We start from the raw sequence: 17303 nt of genomic DNA, 5'->3' as shown, positions 1-17303 counted from the left end.
CAAAAATCCATGAACGGGTGATCGTGACGCACCAAACTCGCGTTGCGATTGTCTGATCTACTCCTTTGCTTGCCCCGACTTCTTTCAGGATAGAGTCTGTTTATGTTTGCCAAACCACAATCCGAGCACCAATGGCTCGAGCAAATTCTCGGCGAATGGAAATTCGACCACGACTGCAAAATGCCCGATGGGTCCAATTCGACCACCCACGGAAAAATGTCCTGCCGATCGTTGGGAGGCATGTGGGTGATCTGCGAGAGCGGCGGTGAATCGGCCGAAGGCGAACCGTGGTCTTCAATCATGACGCTGGGGTTTGATACGGCGGAGGGTCGCTACGTCGGAACTTTCGTCGGATCCATGATGTCGAACATATGGCCCTACGAAGGATGCTTGGATGAGTCCGGCAAGAAATTGCTGCTGAGTTCACGTGGCCCTGCATTTGACGGGTCTGGGAAAGCAAACTATCGAGACACGATCCACATCATGGATGCGGACACGTGGATGATGACCAGTGAACTGCAAGACGAAAACGGTCAGTGGATCGAATTCATGAGTGGGAAACACACTCGTTGCTAGCGGGTGACTGATGGTTGGACCACCGAATCGCGTTGAAATCACAGCCAGTCAGGCTCTTTACGCACACACATTCAAGCGACGTGAGAATGACATGAAATACATGTTGATGATTTATGGGGCGGAGGAAGGCTGGACGGAGGAGGAGCGAGAACGCTGCATGCTGGATTCGATGGCGATCTGTGAAGAGTTGGCGGTGGACGGCAAATGGCTCGACTCTTCGCCGCTTCATTCGGTCGCCACCGCAACCAGCGTTCGCGTTCGAGACGGCAAGTCCGAAGTGACTGACGGTCCGTTTGCCGAGACCACCGAGCAGTTGGGCGGATACTACATCATCGACGTGCCCACGCGCGACGAAGCGGTCGCCATCGCAAGTCGTCTGCCACCAGCGAAGAAAGGAACCGTCGAGATTCGTCCCTTGCTGCCAGTGCCGATCCCGATGCCATCGTTGAGCGAGGATCTGAGTTCGCTGCGAACGAAGGAGACCAATGCCGGCAAAGACTACATCGTCCTGCTTTATGCTGCCGAAGGAGCCTGGCCACCGGAAGAACACGCCGCCGCGTTGGAAGAGTCAATTCGCTTGTGCCACGAATTGCACGAGCAAGGCAGCTATCGCGCGGCGTCACCGCTGCAGTCGCCGACGACCGCAACCTGTGTGCGGGTGCGTGGTGGCAACCAAGAAATCGTTGACGGCCCGTTTCCAGAAACCAAGGAACAACTCGGCGGTTACTTCTTGATTCACGTCGCGGACCTTGATCAAGCGATCTCGGTCGCGGCGAAGATCCCCGGAGCAAGACGGGGCACGGCCGAGATTCGTCCCTTGTTTCCGCTGCCGGTAGTGCACCGCGCGAGTTGATTTGAGCCGCGTTGACTCGGTGCGATTGATGCGAAAGCAAGCAAAGCGGGGTGGGAGGGGGGCTAGCGCAACGATGTAAGTTGTGCTCGGGGACCGGGGCTGATGGCCGACGGCTGATGTCGTCGTTGGCTCTGGCATTTTTGCTTGGAACCCGAAGTCAGGATTTCACGGCGGTGACCGCCGTGCTACAGGTTGTTGAGTGTCTGAACCTGTAGCTCGGTGGTCCCCCACCGAGACGAACCTTTTTGAATTGTGCGAGGGAACCGTGGCGATCTCCCAAACGGCCAATGCAATCGTAAGCTTCTGCATGCGCGATCAATGACCGGCATTGTCTTTCAATGCGGTCAGTTTCTGGTGCAGGAATCTTTGTTCCGGAGCGTTCATCGCCAACGAGAGTGCTTGTTCAAACGCTCTGATTGCCTCGTCATCCTCGCCCATCCGTCGCAGCAATTCGCCTCGTGCGGAGTGGGCCAAGTAGTGGTCACGAAGATGGCCTGAATCGAGGATCGCTTCAATATGCTTCAGGCCCTCCGCCGGCGTGTCTCGCATGGCGATAGCGACTGCACGATTGAGTTCCACCACCGGGGACGGTTGGATCCGCAACAGCACATCGTACAAAGCAACGATCTGCGACCAGTCGGTTGCACTGGCTCGTTCGGCTTCGGCGTGCACGGCAGAGATCGCTGCCTGAATGGTGTAGGTCCCAATCCGCCGAGTACGAAGCGAACGCTGCAGCAACTGGCTGCCTTCCTCGATCAATTCCTGATCCCACAACGAACGATCCTGATCTTCGAGCAAAACGATGTCGCCGTCTTCGTTGACTCGTGCGGTGCGACGTGACTCGTGTAGCAACATCAATGCAAGCAGTCCCGCGACTTCGGGATCGGGCAGGAGTTCCAACAGCAGCCGAGCCAATCGAATGGCTTCCGCTGACAGGTCGGTTCGCAAAAGAGTGTCGCCGCTCGTTGCCGAATACCCTTCGTTGAAAACGAGGTAGATGACCGAAAGCACGGCGTCTAAACGCGAGGGCAATTCGGACAGACTCGGGATCGAAAATGGAATGCCCGCATCGCGAATTTTGGCTTTGCCTCGGACGATCCGTTGAGCCAAAGTGGACGGGGCCACCAGGAATGCTCGGGCGATTTCGTCCGTTGTCATCCCGCAGACTTCTCGCAGTGTCAGCGGGACTTGAACTTTCTGGTCGATCGCAGGGTGGCAACACGTGAAGATCAGTCTCAGTCGATCGTCCTGGATGTCTTGCTCGGCGAGCGAATTATTGGCAAGCTCAATTTGGTCGATTCGCTGCACCAGTTCAGGTTGCAAGTCATCGAAACGTCGCCGTCGGCGAATCCGATCGACCGCTTTGAAACGGCCGGTCGAGATCAACCAGGCGGTTGGATTGTCCGGGATCCCATCGCGGGCCCAATTCTCCATGGCAGCGGCAAAGGCATCGTGCATGGCTTCTTCGGCCACATCAAAATCACCCAAGACCCGAACCAGCGTCGCGAAAACTTTTCGCGACTCGGTTCGGTAGATGCGATCAATCTGGTTGGAGACTGCTTGGGCGGAGCTCATCGGCGACGGGACTTGCCATGCTTTCCGGTGTCAGTGGGACAAAGCGAAGAGCTTAGCAGCCTGTTGATTTAGTCGTATACCGAGTGACAACAATTAGCCGATGGGCGTTAGCCCCGGTTGGCATCTGTTTAACCGCCGCCAACGCGGTGCGGCTCATTAAATCAACAGGCCGTTAGTCGAAACGCGTGTCGGAACGCGAGATCGTCCGGCGGTTCGCTCCCTTCGGAGCAGGCTGATTAGGAAGCTCCGACTACGGGTTGGTCTCCACCGGTTCGCGATCAATGCTGGCGTCGATGTTTCCTGCCGCACGGTCGATCGCATTGGCGGCGCCGTCAGCGGCTTCTTTGGTTGTCTCGACGAGGGACGACGTGTCTTGCTTCATTTTGTCCGTGTCGACTCGAACAGATGGATCCCCATCGTCCGATGTGAATCGCAACCAACCAACAACTGCCATCAGCAGAACGATCGCGACGACGAAGATGAGGGCACGCATAAGACATCTCTGGTGTGAGTGGTTTGTCGGCCAGCGGAGGCTATCTCGATGGCCGATTTGGAATCAGTTTTGTTTGCAAAGTGACAACGAACGGTCACTCCCGATGTCTCGAAGCATTGCACGTGCCATACCCGCATCGAAAATGACCAATGCGATCCGCCTCATTTCAGGGAAGTGAACAGCTTCCAACGCCGTGGCACGAGAATTGCCTTCTTCGGTCCGGCTTGAGAAATTTGGCTCCGGTTGAGTTTTGCGATGGTTGATTCGCTGCGCCGGACAGTTGCTCAGCGTTTGATCGTCATTGAAGGGCGTGAGATGGAACAGACTGCGTTATTGGATGGAATGGAAGAGAATGCGACTGAACAGTCGTCAGTCACCAAGTCAGGAATGGGGGCCATCGTTCATGACGACGGAGTTGCGTTCCGAGTCTGGGCACCCAACGCAGACAGCGTGAGTGTGCTGGGCACGTTCAACCAATGGAAAGAAGACGCCACGCCGCTGAAGCGAGAAGAGCACGGCACGTGGTATGTCGACGTTGCCGATGCCAAAGCGGGTGACGAATACAAGTATCGAATCATCCGAGGCGACAAGTCCTATGATCGCATCGACCCGTACGCCCGCGAGGTTACCAATTCGATCGGCAATGCAGTCGTCTACGCAGACACATTTGACTGGAAGCACCCGACCTTTGATCGACCGGCTCAGAACGAGTTGGTGATCTACGAGATGCACATCGGAACGTTTCATCGAGACGATCCCGATCAACCGGGAACGTTCTCCGATGCGGTTGCGAAGTTCAAGCACCTGAAAGAGCTCGGTGTCAATGCGATTCAAATCATGCCGGTCGCCGAGTTCGCCGGGGATTTATCGTGGGGCTACAACCCGGCGCACATCTTTGCAGTCGAACAAGCCTATGGCGGGCCGGACGCGTTGAAAGCGTTCGTCGACGCGGCACATGAAGCTGGCTTTGCGGTGATCATCGACGTGGTTTACAACCACTTTGGTCCCAGCGATTTGGATTTGTGGCAGTTCGATGGTTGGAGCGAGAACGACAAGGGTGGCATCTACTTCTATCAAGACCACCGGTCCAACACGCCTTGGGGCGACACGCGACCCGACTATGGTCGCGGTGAAGTGCGTCAGTTCATCCACGACAACGCGATGATGTGGATGCGGGAATACCATGCCGATGGCTTGCGTTATGACATGACCGCCTACATTCGCACGATCTCCGGTATCGGGGACGACGACATCGCGGAAGGTTGGGGATTGATGCAGTGGATCAATCGTGATTTGCGGAACGAGTTCCCGGGCTGCTACTTGATCGCGGAAGACCTGCAAACCAACAACTGGTTGACCAAGACGGAAGATCAAGGCGGTGCCGGTTTTACAACCCAGTGGGACGCGGCGTTTGTCCATCCGATCCGATCGGCGGTGCAAGAAATTGATGATGCGCATCGAGACATGTGGGCGGTGCGAGACGCGTTGTGTCACCGATACAACGGAGACGCTTTCCAGCGAGTGATCTACAGCGAATCACATGATGAAGTTGCCAACGGCAAGTCTCGCGTTCCCAGCGAGATTGATGCGGAGGATCCTGAAAGTCGGTTTGCGAAAAAACGGACGATCCTGGCAGCGGCTCTGGCACTGACAGCACCGGGAGTTCCGATGCTGTTTCAAGGCCAAGAGATGTTGGAAGACGATTGGTTTGAAGACACTGATCCGCTCGAGTGGGAACGAACTCGCCGACTCAAAGGCATCAAGCGTCTGTTCCGCGACCTCATTCACCTGCGTTTGAACAATGACGGTTTGTCCAAGGGATTGACGGGGCAGCACATCGTGATGCATCACGTCAATGAAAATGACAAGGTCGTCGCGTTCGTGCGGCGTGCGGAGGATCCGCAGGACGACGTCGTTGTGCTGGCCAACTTCGCCAATCGTTCATGGGACCAATACGAAATCGGTTTTCCCGATTCGGGCGATTGGCAATTGAAGCTCAACACCGATTGGTCCGGCTACGATCAAGACTTCGACGATCATCCGGTCGAACATGTTGATGCAACGGAACAACCGTACGACGGTTTGGCAGCGAGAGCCGAAGTGTCGTTCGGTGCTTACGCGGTTCTGGTGTACACGCGGAAGTGAGGCTTGGACAAGCGACTTCTAAGACCGATCGCGAACCTCAATTTAGGACTTCTTTGAGGACGTGGCCATGGACATCTGTCAGGCGACGTTCAAAGCCGTTGTGATAGTAGGTGAGCCGCTCGTGGTTCAAACCCAACAGATGCAAAATTGTGGCGTGGAAGTCGTAAACGGTGCTGACATTCTCAACGGCTTTGTAACCGAATTCGTCGGTTGCTCCGTATGTGAAGGGGGCTTTGACGCCGGCTCCCATCATCCATGCGGTGAAGCCTTCCGGATTGTGGTCACGTCCGCTTGCTCCTTTTTGGAACGTTGGCATGCGTCCGAACTCGGTCATCCATACGACCAAAGTGTCTTTCAACAGCCCACGCCGCTTCATGTCTCTCAGCAGAGCGGCGCAGGGTTGATCGAGCACCGGACCGTGCTTGCTGTATTGTTCGTGAAGCGATTTATGTCCGTCCCAATTGCTCACACCTTCACCGCCGGTTTGATAGGCGCCGTTGAACAGCTGCACAAAGCGGACACCGCTCTCAATCAGCCGCCGCGCGAGGATGCAGTTCTTCGCGAATTGTGCCTTCAGAATGTTCTGCGAATCGTCGGCTCCGTATTCCCTCAGGGTGCTCTTCGATTCGCTCGATAAGTCGGTGACTTCGGGAACACTCAACTGCATTCTCGCCGCGAGTTGATAGCTGGAAATCCTGGCTGCCAATTCGGTGTCACCCGGAAACTGTTTGAGATGCCGTTGGTTCATCCGTTCTAGAAAACCACGAGTTGCTCGATCGGTTTCGGGACTGACACCCGCCGGGATGTCTAGGTTATCCAGCGGTTTGAGGGCACTGAATTCGGTGCCTTGAAAGGCGGCCGGCAGAAATCCAGGTCCCCAGTTGTTGACGCTTGACTGCGGAGTGCCACGGGGATCGGCGATCGCGACGTAGGCGGGTAGGTTTTTATTTTCGGTTCCGAGGGCCCATGTCGCCCACGCTCCCATGCTGGGGAAACCGTCGAGCGTTTGACCAGTCGACATGAAGTTTTCGCCGGGCCCGTGCGTGTTGGTTTTCCCCGTCAACGAATGGAGGAAGCACATGTCGTCGGCCAGTTCCCCGAGTTGAGGCACCAGCTCCGAGATCATCTTGCCCGACTGGCCACGTGGTTTGAACGCCCACGGACTCTTGGTCAGCATCCCTTGTTCGCCTTGAAACGTGACCAAGGACTCCGCACCCGGCATCGGCTGACCGTGGCGTTTGATCAGCTCCGGTTTGTAGTCAAAGGTATCGAGTTGACTGCAAGCGCCAGCGCAAAAGATCACCAGCACGTTCTTCGCAGCGGCAGGATGGTGCGGAGGTCGGCTGGCAAACGGTTTCGCCGGATCGATGTTCGGGCGAATTGGTGTTGAATCAGCGAGCAATCGTTGCTGATCAAGCAAACTCGCCAGAGCGATGCTGCCCAGCCCAGACGTCGCTTGAGTGAGAAAGTGTCTGCGGTTTAGGAATGGAGTCATGATTTACTCTCTTCGCCTCGCCCCCAATTACGGAATGAACACAAACTCGTTTGCATTCAGCATCGCACGGGTGAACTGTTGAACGCCTTCTTGCTCGATGAAACTGACGCTATCAGCTAGTTCTTCATCGGTTGGCTTTCGTTGAAAACACAACCGCCAAGCTCGCGTGATTTGATGTGACAGTGTGTCTGATTCATTTTCCAAACGTTTCGCGAATAGGTCGGCTTGTTGCATGACAAATCGACTGTTCAGAAGATTCAACGCTTGCAGTGGCGTGGTGGAGCGACTGCGTTTCGCCACGACCATGCTTGCGTCGGGACAATCAAAAGCACCGAACACCTGCTCGCGTTCTTGACGAACCTTGGTCATGTAGATCATCCGTCGCCAATCTGCTGGGCCAAACGCCTGCTTTGCGTGATAGTGCCGCACGTTCTCCAGTTCCACTTCAAACGGGCTGAAGCCTGGCCCACCGGCGGCCTCAAGATCAAGGGCATCGGTGACGGCAAGAATGGAATCGCGAATGGCTTCCGCCTCCAATCGTCGCGGAGGGAAACGCCATAGCAATCGCGAAGTCGCATCGACTCGGATGGCATCTTCGTTGGGCCGATTGCTTTGTCGCCATGTGTCTGAATTCAGAATGAGCCGATGGATATGTTTGAGAGACCAATTGTGGTCCATCAGTTCGCTGGCCAGCCAATCGAGTAGCTCCGGGTGACTGGGCGAAGATCCGTTGAGTCCAAAGTCACTGGGCGTATCGACGATTCCCGTGCCAAAGTGGAATTGCCACAAGCGGTTGACGATCACGCGAGCGGTCAGCGGGTTGTCCTTGCTGGCGATCCAGTTTGCCAATGCGAGACGACGGTCCCGCTCGGGTGCATTGGTTGCCAAATTCAATGACGTGAAGACTTCGATCGCGTTGGGAGCAACTTGCTCACGCTTCGCGTCCGGCTCGCCGCGATAAAGACGATGAGTTGGCCCGGGCTGTACGAAGGTCCCCGCATAAACGAGCGTTGACTTCTCGAGTTGTCGCTTTTCTTCGAGAGCCGCCTGCAAACGGTTTTGCCAAACTCGTCCTTGCTGTGCTTCTGCAGAGGGAAACTTTTCGAACTGATACTTTGGACTCGCTGATTCTTTGCCGGTGAACGTTTGTCGATCAGCCGATGAAGTTAGCAATTCCCAGTTGTCGGCTTCCATGGCGGAGTCGATGCGATATTCGATCGGCAATCGGTCGGTGTACTTTCCGCTGCGATCGCGACTCCACACGATGCGGTCGATGACGGTTGGTTCGGCGAGTTCAATTTGTACCCAGTCGCCACTGGATGAATCGACAATCCAGCTGTGGTCATTGCCGTGACGTCCGTCATTGATGTGCATCAATTTGTGTTTTGGATGCACGAAGTCGCCAGACGATATCGCCTTGGATCCACTGCTCGCCAAAGCGACATTGAGTCCGTTGGAATAGATTTCCAGTTCATCCAAGCACCCTTCCCCGCCGGTGGTTTTCCGAATGGTGAAGCGAATGAACCGAGCGTCTCGTTCTTCGAAGACCTCTTCGTTTCGCTTTGCGTTGACTGCCGGACGGGGCTTCGACTCATCACCGATGATGAACTTCTTCAATCGGTTGGTTAGTTCTGAGATCTCCTCATCAAGCGATGCGATCCGTTTCGCGGTTTCCGGCGTGGGTGGCAGTGCGCGATCGCCATGCTGGACGCCAGCGAACACGGCTTGCATGGAGTAGTAATCACGTTGGCTGATCGGATCGAACTTGTGGTTGTGGCATCGTGCGCATCCAGTCGTCAGGCCCAAGAACGCGGTGCCGGTGGTGTTGATCATGTCGTCCAACTCGTTCATCCGCTGAATCTGTCGCAGCTTCGGATCGGACCCTTTGACTTGATCGACCGGACCAGCAACCAAGAACCCGGTTGCAACATTCGCTCCCAGTGCATCGCCAGCGATCTGCTGCCTGACAAACTCGTCATAGGGCTTGTCGTCATTGAGCGACTCGATGACCCAATCGCGATACTGCCAGGCTGTCGGACGTTCACGGTTCATTTCATAGCCGTGAGTCTCACCAAACCGCACCAGGTCCAACCAGTACGTCGCCCATCGCTCGCCGCAATGCGGACTGGCGAGCACACGCTCGACAAGGTTCTGCCAGGCGTCGTCACTTTCATCGGTCGCAAACGCTTCGACTTGCTCCGGTGTTGGCGGGATACCGAGCATGACAAGATACAATCGCCGAACCAAAACCCTTCGTTCCGCGGTCGGTGACAAGGTCAAACCGTTGGCCACCAGTTTGTCTCGAATGAAACGATCGATGGTACTTCCTTGCGAACGTTTCACCGGCTGAAACGACCAGTGTGATAGCTCGATGTCCGTCTTCTCAGGTCCGTAGCTTTCGGGAGTCTTGGCACCGCCGGCGATCCACGCTTTGATCGACGCGATTTCAGAATCTGAGAGCGAATCATCGGGCGGCATTTCCATACCGGATTCTTCGTGCAGAATGAGTTTCAGTAGAAAACTCTCGCCGGGTTTTCCCGGCACAACGGCGGGTTCGCCGGAGTTGCCACCGGAAATTAGAGCGGCCAGGCGGTCGAGGCGAAACTGGCTTTCCTGTTCATCCGGTCCATGGCAATCGATGCAATGAGCCTGAAAGATCGGTTCAATGTCTTTGATGAAGTCAACGGCTTTCGCTTCACAACCCAAGATGATTGTGAAGAAAAAGACAGAAAGACGGACTCGAAAGAAAGATCGGCCTTGTCGATTGAGCGTCATAAGCCTGACATTCCATCATGGAGGAAGATCGTCTGGTCAGCCGATTGTGCATTTGCCGCTATGGAATATACACGTCGGCGAGCCCGGTGGTGGCGTGATGGCTCTTGAAGACTGGCTTATGAAACGCTTGGCTGCTCCGGATTTCTGTTGGATCTTTCTCGTTTGGACAAGTGTCAGACGGTGACTATTACTCTTTCGCTGGCGTGATTTTGCCGAACAGATGGCCGCCTTTTGCATCGTGTTGCCAAGTGCCGGCGTAACGTCCGTCGTGAATGAGGACTCGCGAAGAGAATGTTCCCAGACCGGGAATCCAAACCGAATCCATCGTGATGACCGGCGTGCGATCGGACCAAAGAATTTTCAGTTGCATCGGGAACTCGCCATCGGTGTCGCCGTATTTGATTGCGACCTTCATCGAGTACATATCGGCTTCGGGGAGTTTCTCGCACGACTTGATGGTGTACGACTCGGGTTTCAACGCTCGATCTTCTTTGCCATCAACGGTGAAGTGACCTGTGAACGTCGCGCCGCTGAGGTACTTGGCCAAACGCAGCTCGCGAGCTGCGTTCTCAGTCGATTCCGTGGGAGCTTGCGCGGTCGCCACACCAACGTTGCTGGCAAACATGGCAGTACAAGCGAACGCCAAAACGATCGATCGAATCATGGTTTCAAACTCCTGATGAGGCGGTGACAAAACACTTTCGTAACCAGAACAAACCCGCTTTTGCGACGCGAGCGTGCAAGATGCTCGGGTGAGCTCCGAGGTGTTGAGTGATGGACGGGAACGAGCCATCGGGGGCTGCAACGAGGAACGTGACATCGCTTCCCGGCAGCGGATGATCGTTGGTTTGATGCAGGCTGGGGTATTCGTCGACGAGCAACACCCAGTCGGCCGACAACCGTTGGCGAAGAGCGGTCAAGCATGTCTCCGCGGAAGCGTCGTCGGGCATCCCGGTCCATTGTCGCAGATCGTCGAGGTTGGCGAGGGAAATTCCTCCAACGAATGCTGGAACATCCGCGGTGAACCCAGGCTCATCAGAAACCGCGGCGAACCAGTCACCCAGCGGTGCGGCGCGGCCGAGTTCGACCAGCAACAAGCGTTGCCCCACTTCGTTGAGATGTCGGATGACGGCGTGATGTTGTTCGAACGTTTCTCCGTCGCCAAAATAGTATTCGCCCGCTTTTTCGAGAATCTCTTCGCGGGTGTTGGCAATCGCGGCTTGGCAAGCGTCCGGTGTGTCCCCCGTGGCGACGATCCGCAGCGAAATGGTCGCGGCACTGACGGTGATGCCGACTCGCGGCTGACGGTCTCGAGCGATCATGTCGCCAAGTTTGGCTTCCATGTCACTTTCGCCGATGCCAAAAAATTTCATGATGTGGTGGGCGATGTGCTGACGTTGCCCGTTGGCCGCCAGAACGGCGGGAGCCACCGATTCGTCGAACATCGTTTTCATTTCCGCCGGGACACCAGGCAGGGCGAAGATGCGAGATTGTGTTCCGTCTTCTCGAGTCGCTCGCACGTCGATGCCGGGCGCGGTCCCTTGCGGATTGTGAATGGGGGTGGATCCAAGCGGGAACATGGCTTGGCAATGATTGCGTTCAGGCATTTCGCGACCGCGACGCTTGAACATGCCGCGAATGAACTCTAGCGAAGGTTCGTGCAATTGCAGCGGCAGGCCGAGTGATTCGGCGATGGCTTCACGAGTCAGGTCATCTCGTGTGGGCCCCAGTCCACCCGTTGCGACGACCACGTCCGCTCGTCGTGCGGCAATACGAAAAACGTCGGTGTTGTGCGACAGGGTGTCAGCGACGGTGGTGTGAAATTGAACGTCAACACCCAATTCGCCCAATCGCTGACTGAGCCACTGGGTGTTCGTATCCAATCGGGCTCCGGTGATCATTTCGTCGCCGATGGAAATGATTTCGGCCGTGATGTGTGGCATTCGGTTGGCGTGACAAAATGGTAGCAAAAGGAAGGGTGAAAAGACCCGCTCGCCGCGTTGACCTGGGGCGACAAATCTTGTCACGCAGCTTAACCTTTGCAGGACAGTTCGTCATTGGAGTTGGATGACCCTTCCCGCCAGCGAACCGCACAGTCTGACGCAAAATCTCGACGCAAACTGGACACTCACCAAGCATGACATCAACGCCCACCGGTTTTCCCGACGTCACAGCGGTCATCGAAAAGTCACATGACAAAGCGGTGGACGGCGCCAAAGGAGCGGAACGTTCCAACGATTCCGACTCGTCGATCCGATGGACGGTGGGGTATTGCACCAACATTCACGCGGGAGCTGATGTCGAGGGCGTGACGAATAATCTGCTGAACATTTCCGCAGAAGTTCGGCGTCGTATCTTGAATTCGCAGTACTCCGACGAGAACGGTTCGCCAAAGGTTCAAACGGGAAAGAATTTCGCGACCATCGTCAGTACCGCACCGCCATTGGGGATTGGTTTGTGGTTGTCCGCCGAAGCGACCGCGGACCTGCGACGCAACGGACTGAAACCGTTGACGTCAGCGATGAAACAAGCACGCTTGCTCGCCTACACGTTCAACGGATTCCCGCACGACAATTTTCATCAAGACGTGGTCAAGCACGCGGTGTACTCACCGACTTGGTGGGAAGACGAACGAATTATCTACACCCGAGATTTGGCGAAGATCTTGGCTGAGATTCTGCCGGCCGATACGAATTTGGGCACCATCAGCACGCTGCCGATCGGTTGGCCTCAAAGGACCGACGAAGACGGTAACCGAGTCAGCGTGACCGATGACCAGTTGCATCATGCGGGAACCAACCTGCGACGCATGGCCGAAGATCTACGACGATTGGAAGATCGCACGGGCAAACGAATCGTGTTGGCGATTGAACCCGAACCAGGATGCATTCTGGACACCGCGGCCAAGGTGATCGATTGGTTTGACAAACAATTGCCTGATGCGACTCACCGTCGTTACATCGGTGTTTGTCACGACGTTTGCCATTCCGCTGTGATGGGTGAATCGCAGCACGATGTGTTGGCAGCGTATGCCAAAGCCGGGATCGTTGTGGGCAAAATTCAAATCAGCAGTGCGATCGTGGTCGATTGGAGCCGAATCGCGGACACCGATCGCGAAGCAACCCTGACACAATTGCGATCGTTCGCGGAAGATCGTTACCTTCATCAAACCGGCCGAGTGACGGCATCAGGGAAGTTTGTCTTGGAGGAAGACTTGCCCGCTGTGCTGGCGGATTTGGATGCCAATCCAAGTCGTTATGCGGCTGACAAACGTTGGATGATTCATTTTCACGTGCCAATTTTTGCCGAACAATTTGGGCACCTGCAAACCACACGAAGCGATGTGCTGGACACGCTGAAGAGCATCATGGAACTGACGGATGCATCGAAGCGTCGGCAACCGCTTCAATTCACCGGGCACTTGGAAGTCGAAACCTACGCTTGGTCGGTGATGCCTGAATCAGCCGGACGAAGTGACTTGGCCGGTGACATTGCGTCCGAACTTATTTGGTTGCACGATGTCTTAAGCGAGATGTCTTCGAACAACTAGATCGTATTCGGTGACCGTGGGCTAACGCCCAATGGCACTTACTTTACCAATTCACCCTCCCCCTGGGAGGGCCGAGCGAAGCGAGGGGAGGGCTACACACCGGGTTTTAGGTTCGCCCTCCCCGGCCCTAAGCGGGCCGACCCTCCCTGAGGGAGGGTGAAGTAAGTGCCATTCGGCTAACACCATTCGGCTAGCGCCCATCGGCTGAACGTTCGATGTCCGATTGATGGCGACAACCCTTTCCTCCACTTCATTTTTTCTGCCGCACATGCCGCACTTCATTGATCTCGGCGTCAACGTCGATCACGTCGCCACCCTTCGACAAGCTCGTCGAGGGCAGGAACCGGATCCAATCACCGCGGCGTCGCTGGCGGAACAGGGGGGAGCGGATGGCATTACGTTTCACCTTCGCGAAGATCGACGACATATCTCCGATCGTGACGTGGAGCTGTTCGTGCAGACGGTTCAAGTGCGAACGAATTTTGAGTTGGCTTGCGCCGCGGATGTCTTGGCGATCTGTTGCCGCGTGCAACCGGATTGGGCACTGTTGGTTCCCGAGAGTCGCGAAGAAGTGACAACCGAAGGTGGCTTGGACGTCGCCGGCGACTCAGGCCGCATCGCCGATGCGATTCAAATGCTGAAGGACGCCGGAATTGCGACCAGTCTGTTCCTGGACCCGGAACCCAATCAAATCGAAGCGGCGGCGAAGTTGCAAGTCGATGCGGTGGAGTTGCACACGGGGCCATATGCGTTGGCAAGAGGTGCCGCGGTACAGCACGAACTGCGTCGATTGGCGGATACCGGCAAGATGATCCGTGATGCCGGCATGCGTTTGCACGCTGGGCACGGATTGAATTACGTCAATGTCCGACCTGTTGCGGCGATCGATGGGATGGCGGAGCTGAACATCGGACACAGCATCGTCAGTCGATCGGTAATGGTTGGGATGCGCGAAGCGGTCGCGGAGATGCGACGGTTGCTCGATAGCGTGACGATCGCGGCTCAGTGAGCGACGGGGGAATTGCAAATTGGACGTTGCAAATTGCGAATTGGGTGGTGAGACGAGTCGGGGCGATGACGCCTCGCTTTGTTCCAAAGCATCGGCTGGGGTGCCATGTGAGACATGGCCTACCGACACATCGTGGCTGGATTCGCAAGAATTCAGATGTGCACATCGTAGCTGGATTCGCCAGAATTCAGATGTACGAGATGGTGATCGTCCGAATTCTTGGCGAATCCGGCTACGGCTCATGAGCAAGAAGCTCTGTCACCGACTTGGGATGATTTGGACTTGGTAGGCTTCTTGGGCGTTGGCGGTCGTCTCGATCGGAGAGTGACCGGCGGGCAGGTTGATTCTTAATAAGACCCACGAAGGTTCGGTGAGCGAAATCACATTCGCTCCCGTCATCGGCGCCGAGTCATTGGTGGAATCATCCGACGTGTTGGATTTGAATCTTGCCACATCAGCTCGCGTGATGACCGGCTGAATGTCCAAACCAGGGATCGTTGCTCCGGCCGGTGTTGCGATTGGAAGCACGCAGACTTGCAGTTGTCCAAGTGGATTGCCGCGGTTGTATTCCAGCGTGATGCCCGCGGGTTCACTGATCCAATCAGACGTGACGTGGACTCGTCCTTCGGCCGCGAAACGCAGGCGGGCTCCTTTGGGAAACCACACGCCAACCGATTGCCAGGACTGATCTGGCGTCACATTCATTTGGATCGAAGCACCACTGGCACGGGGATCGGACGTGGATAGCTCCACTCGATGCCGCGACCAATCAAATCCATAGTCGAGGTCGTTCATCATCAATCGCCAACGCGCCGACAAAACGGGCCACTGTTCCGCGACATCACGATAGAACTCAGACGTGAACGCTTCGCTTTGATCTGAACCTTTGCGAGCCGCTTTTAAAAACGCAGCGTTGGATTCCGGTGATTGTGTGAACAGCGACGATGCGGCCCAGCACCACGTGTATGCTTCGACTTCTCCGTTCAGTTCGGTCGGCAGTTTGAGAACGGATTTGAGAGTGGGCAATGTGCCCGCCTCTCGGTGTTGGGCAATAATTTTGTAACGGCCCCATCCCGGAGTGTCCAAACGGTTGCGTGGCAGCTGATTGATGGTGAATGGATCCATCGATTGTGCCAGCACGGATGTGTTCAGTGACAATTCCGATCGTGGTTGCTTGGATGGCGTGGGAACGCGATCGCGGTGCAGTGCCAGCAATTCGGCGGTGCCTTCCATGTACCAGCTTGGGCCACCGGCACCGAACAATTCGAACGCGAGCGAATGAATGCCTTCATGCAAAATCAAGTGTCGGTTGTAGTACGTCGTGTCTTGGTGGCGGATCCAGATCGTGTGTGGGGAAGAGTAGCCGTGGTCAAATCGTGGCACAAAGTCGGGAAGTGCTCCTGATTTGCGAAACGTGTCGACGTTCCTCATCAGGTAACCTTGTATCTTCCAATTCGCGGTCCGAGATTCAGGCACACCCCAAAAAGCCAACCACTGCGGCACCGAATCGTCGAAGGACTGAACCAAATCGTTCAGCAGCAAGGCATCGTTGACGTCGCTGGTCAGTCGCAGGTGCTGACCTTCTCGCGTCAGCAACCCGGTTTCGTCGAAGTTGTTTTCATCCGCCGAGACCGAGTCGGTCGTCAACGAAACGATCCCACCGATCGCCATCGCGAGCAGCACACGCCATAATTGAGATTGCAAACGCTTGTCCATCATTCCTCCAGCGTACTCGGCTTCACGTGTCATTGAAAACTGTCTGCGTTCCCGTCGCTTCGTTTTCCGCCCTGCAACTCGTTTTCGTCGCCGTCTGGCTATCGTTTTGTTCCGGTTGTGTGTCTCGTAGCGAATCGGACGTCGTCGTGTATTCGGCTCTCGACGAGGACTTCGCGGCTCCAATTTTGGCGGCGTTTGAGCGATCGACCGAGAATGAAGTGGGCGTGATCGGAAAGTTCGACATCGAATCCACCAAGACAGTGGGTTTGGCGAACCAATTGATCGCCGAAGCGGACGCACCAAGATGCGATCTGTTTTGGAACAACGAAATCATGCACACCGTGCGTTTGCAGAAGCTTGGCATTCTCGAGCCTCATGATTGGCAGGTGCCTTCGACTTGGCCGCAAGACATGGTCGCCAGCGATGGGACTTGGTGCGGGTTTGCGGCACGGGCTCGCGTGTTGCTGGTCAACACAGACATGCTGCCCGATGCGGACGCTCGTCCAAATCGCGTGAACGAATTGGCGGATCCTAAGTGGGCCCAGAACTGCGCCATGGCTCGACCGTTGTTCGGAACCACGGCGACCCACTTCGCGGTCCTCCGAGACATCATGGGTAGAGAGAAGACGTTGGAGTTATTGCAAAGCATCCACAGCAACGCGGTGGTGTTGTCAGGCAACAAACAAGTGGCGCAGGCCGTTTCGGCTGGCAAGGTGGCTTGGGGACTGACCGACACCGATGACGCGATTATCGAAGAGGAGTTGGGGTATCCAGTCGAGATCATTTATCCCGATCAACAACCGGAGCAACCCGGAACGCTTCGAATCCCAAACACGTTGGCAATCCTCAAGGACGCTCCACATCCAGTCGCGGCCGGAAAGCTCGCTGACTTTTTGATGACTCCTGAAATTGAAGATCGACTGGCGATGGGGCGAAGCAGTCAGTTGCCGATTAGCAAAGAGAGCAAGTTCCCTCCAGCGGTTTTGCCGAGCGAACCGGTACGTTGGATGCGAGTTGATTTTGAAGCTGCCGCGGAGGATTGGGACGCTTGGGCGAAAACCTTGGCGGATCTGTTCGCCAACTGATCCAAAGCGTTTGCAAAACCGTCGAGGCCGA

The 17303-nt window shown here is 55.8% G+C and carries 13 protein-coding genes; 6 read left to right on the top strand and 7 right to left on the bottom strand.

The features are described from left to right. Positions 1–102: 102 nt before the first annotated feature. Positions 103–576 (top strand): DUF1579 domain-containing protein, encoded by a 474-nt coding sequence (locus tag RB_RS01185; RefSeq protein WP_007328990.1) that lies wholly within the window; start codon positions 103–105, stop codon positions 574–576. 91 nt (positions 577–667) lie between these two features. Further along, positions 668–1429, top strand: a complete 762-nt coding sequence (locus tag RB_RS01180; RefSeq protein WP_173401895.1) for a YciI family protein — start codon at positions 668–670, stop codon at positions 1427–1429. A gap of 315 nt (positions 1430–1744) precedes the next feature. On the opposite strand, the gene RB_RS01175 is transcribed toward RB_RS01180, so the two are convergent. Both RB_RS01175 and RB_RS01165 read right to left on the bottom strand, forming a co-directional pair. Beyond that, complete coding sequence (locus RB_RS01175; protein WP_011117973.1) at positions 1745–3004, bottom strand: RNA polymerase sigma factor; 1260 nt, start codon at positions 3002–3004, stop codon at positions 1745–1747. Positions 3005–3254: 250 nt separating this feature from the next. Continuing rightward, positions 3255–3497, bottom strand: a complete 243-nt coding sequence (locus RB_RS01165; RefSeq protein WP_164921314.1) for a hypothetical protein — start codon at positions 3495–3497, stop codon at positions 3255–3257. A gap of 255 nt (positions 3498–3752) precedes the next feature. Here RB_RS01165 and RB_RS01155 point away from each other — a divergent pair, with 255 nt between their 5' ends. Further along, complete coding sequence (locus tag RB_RS01155) at positions 3753–5642, top strand: alpha-amylase family glycosyl hydrolase (protein ID WP_164921313.1); 1890 nt, start codon at positions 3753–3755, stop codon at positions 5640–5642. A 37-nt stretch (positions 5643–5679) separates the two neighbouring features. Here the strand turns inward: RB_RS01155 and RB_RS01150 are convergent, their stop codons facing one another. The 4 genes from RB_RS01150 to RB_RS01135 form a co-directional block, all read right to left on the bottom strand. Beyond that, positions 5680–7137, bottom strand: coding sequence for a DUF1501 domain-containing protein (locus RB_RS01150; protein WP_007334705.1), 1458 nt, complete (start codon positions 7135–7137; stop codon positions 5680–5682). Between the two features lie 27 nt (positions 7138–7164). Further along, the gene (locus tag RB_RS01145) at positions 7165–9912 is read right to left on the bottom strand and encodes a PSD1 and planctomycete cytochrome C domain-containing protein (protein ID WP_011117969.1); all 2748 of its coding nucleotides are present in this window, start codon (positions 9910–9912) and stop codon (positions 7165–7167) included. Between the two features lie 187 nt (positions 9913–10099). After that, positions 10100–10576 (bottom strand): hypothetical protein, encoded by a 477-nt coding sequence (locus RB_RS01140; RefSeq protein ID WP_007334707.1) that lies wholly within the window; start codon positions 10574–10576, stop codon positions 10100–10102. A 4-nt stretch (positions 10577–10580) separates the two neighbouring features. Further along, the gene (locus RB_RS01135) at positions 10581–11855 is read right to left on the bottom strand and encodes a competence/damage-inducible protein A (protein WP_164921312.1); all 1275 of its coding nucleotides are present in this window, start codon (positions 11853–11855) and stop codon (positions 10581–10583) included. Between the two features lie 194 nt (positions 11856–12049). Here RB_RS01135 and eboE point away from each other — a divergent pair, with 194 nt between their 5' ends. Next, entirely contained in the window at positions 12050–13462 is a 1413-nt protein-coding gene (gene eboE / locus RB_RS01130) for a metabolite traffic protein EboE (protein WP_007328980.1), read from the top strand. Between the two features lie 268 nt (positions 13463–13730). After that, positions 13731–14471, top strand: a complete 741-nt coding sequence (locus RB_RS01125; protein ID WP_164922652.1) for a pyridoxine 5'-phosphate synthase — start codon at positions 13731–13733, stop codon at positions 14469–14471. 258 nt (positions 14472–14729) lie between these two features. On the opposite strand, the gene RB_RS01120 is transcribed toward RB_RS01125, so the two are convergent. Then, positions 14730–16220 carry a hypothetical protein gene (locus RB_RS01120; RefSeq protein WP_011117961.1) on the bottom strand — a complete coding sequence of 497 codons (1491 nt, stop codon included), beginning with the start codon at positions 16218–16220 and terminating at the stop codon, positions 14730–14732. Between RB_RS01120 and RB_RS01115 the strand changes: the two genes are divergently transcribed. Then, positions 16214–17272, top strand: a complete 1059-nt coding sequence (locus tag RB_RS01115; RefSeq protein WP_011117960.1) for an extracellular solute-binding protein — start codon at positions 16214–16216, stop codon at positions 17270–17272. The two genes, RB_RS01120 and RB_RS01115, sit on opposite strands and share 7 nt — an antisense overlap. Positions 17273–17303 lie beyond the last annotated feature (31 nt).

It is taken from the genome of Rhodopirellula baltica SH 1, from assembly GCF_000196115.1.
In the GTDB taxonomy this organism is placed as follows: Bacteria; Planctomycetota; Planctomycetia; order Pirellulales; family Pirellulaceae; genus Rhodopirellula; species Rhodopirellula baltica.
This window is presented reverse-complemented; position numbering and strand designations above follow the sequence as displayed.

Coding starts and splice junctions, on each gene's coding strand:
- RB_RS01185 (WP_007328990.1), top strand. CDS start 103: ATGTTTGCCAAACCACAATCCGAGCACCAATGGCTCGAGCAAATTCTC.
- RB_RS01180 (WP_173401895.1), top strand. CDS start 668: ATGAAATACATGTTGATGATTTATGGGGCGGAGGAAGGCTGGACGGAG.
- RB_RS01175 (WP_011117973.1), bottom strand. CDS start 3,004: ATGAGCTCCGCCCAAGCAGTCTCCAACCAGATTGATCGCATCTACCGA.
- RB_RS01165 (WP_164921314.1), bottom strand. CDS start 3,497: ATGCGTGCCCTCATCTTCGTCGTCGCGATCGTTCTGCTGATGGCAGTT.
- RB_RS01155 (WP_164921313.1), top strand. CDS start 3,753: ATGGTTGATTCGCTGCGCCGGACAGTTGCTCAGCGTTTGATCGTCATT.
- RB_RS01150 (WP_007334705.1), bottom strand. CDS start 7,137: ATGACTCCATTCCTAAACCGCAGACACTTTCTCACTCAAGCGACGTCT.
- RB_RS01145 (WP_011117969.1), bottom strand. CDS start 9,912: ATGACGCTCAATCGACAAGGCCGATCTTTCTTTCGAGTCCGTCTTTCT.
- RB_RS01140 (WP_007334707.1), bottom strand. CDS start 10,576: ATGATTCGATCGATCGTTTTGGCGTTCGCTTGTACTGCCATGTTTGCC.
- RB_RS01135 (WP_164921312.1), bottom strand. CDS start 11,855: ATGCCACACATCACGGCCGAAATCATTTCCATCGGCGACGAAATGATC.
- eboE (WP_007328980.1), top strand. CDS start 12,050: ATGACATCAACGCCCACCGGTTTTCCCGACGTCACAGCGGTCATCGAA.
- RB_RS01125 (WP_164922652.1), top strand. CDS start 13,731: ATGCCGCACTTCATTGATCTCGGCGTCAACGTCGATCACGTCGCCACC.
- RB_RS01120 (WP_011117961.1), bottom strand. CDS start 16,220: ATGACACGTGAAGCCGAGTACGCTGGAGGAATGATGGACAAGCGTTTG.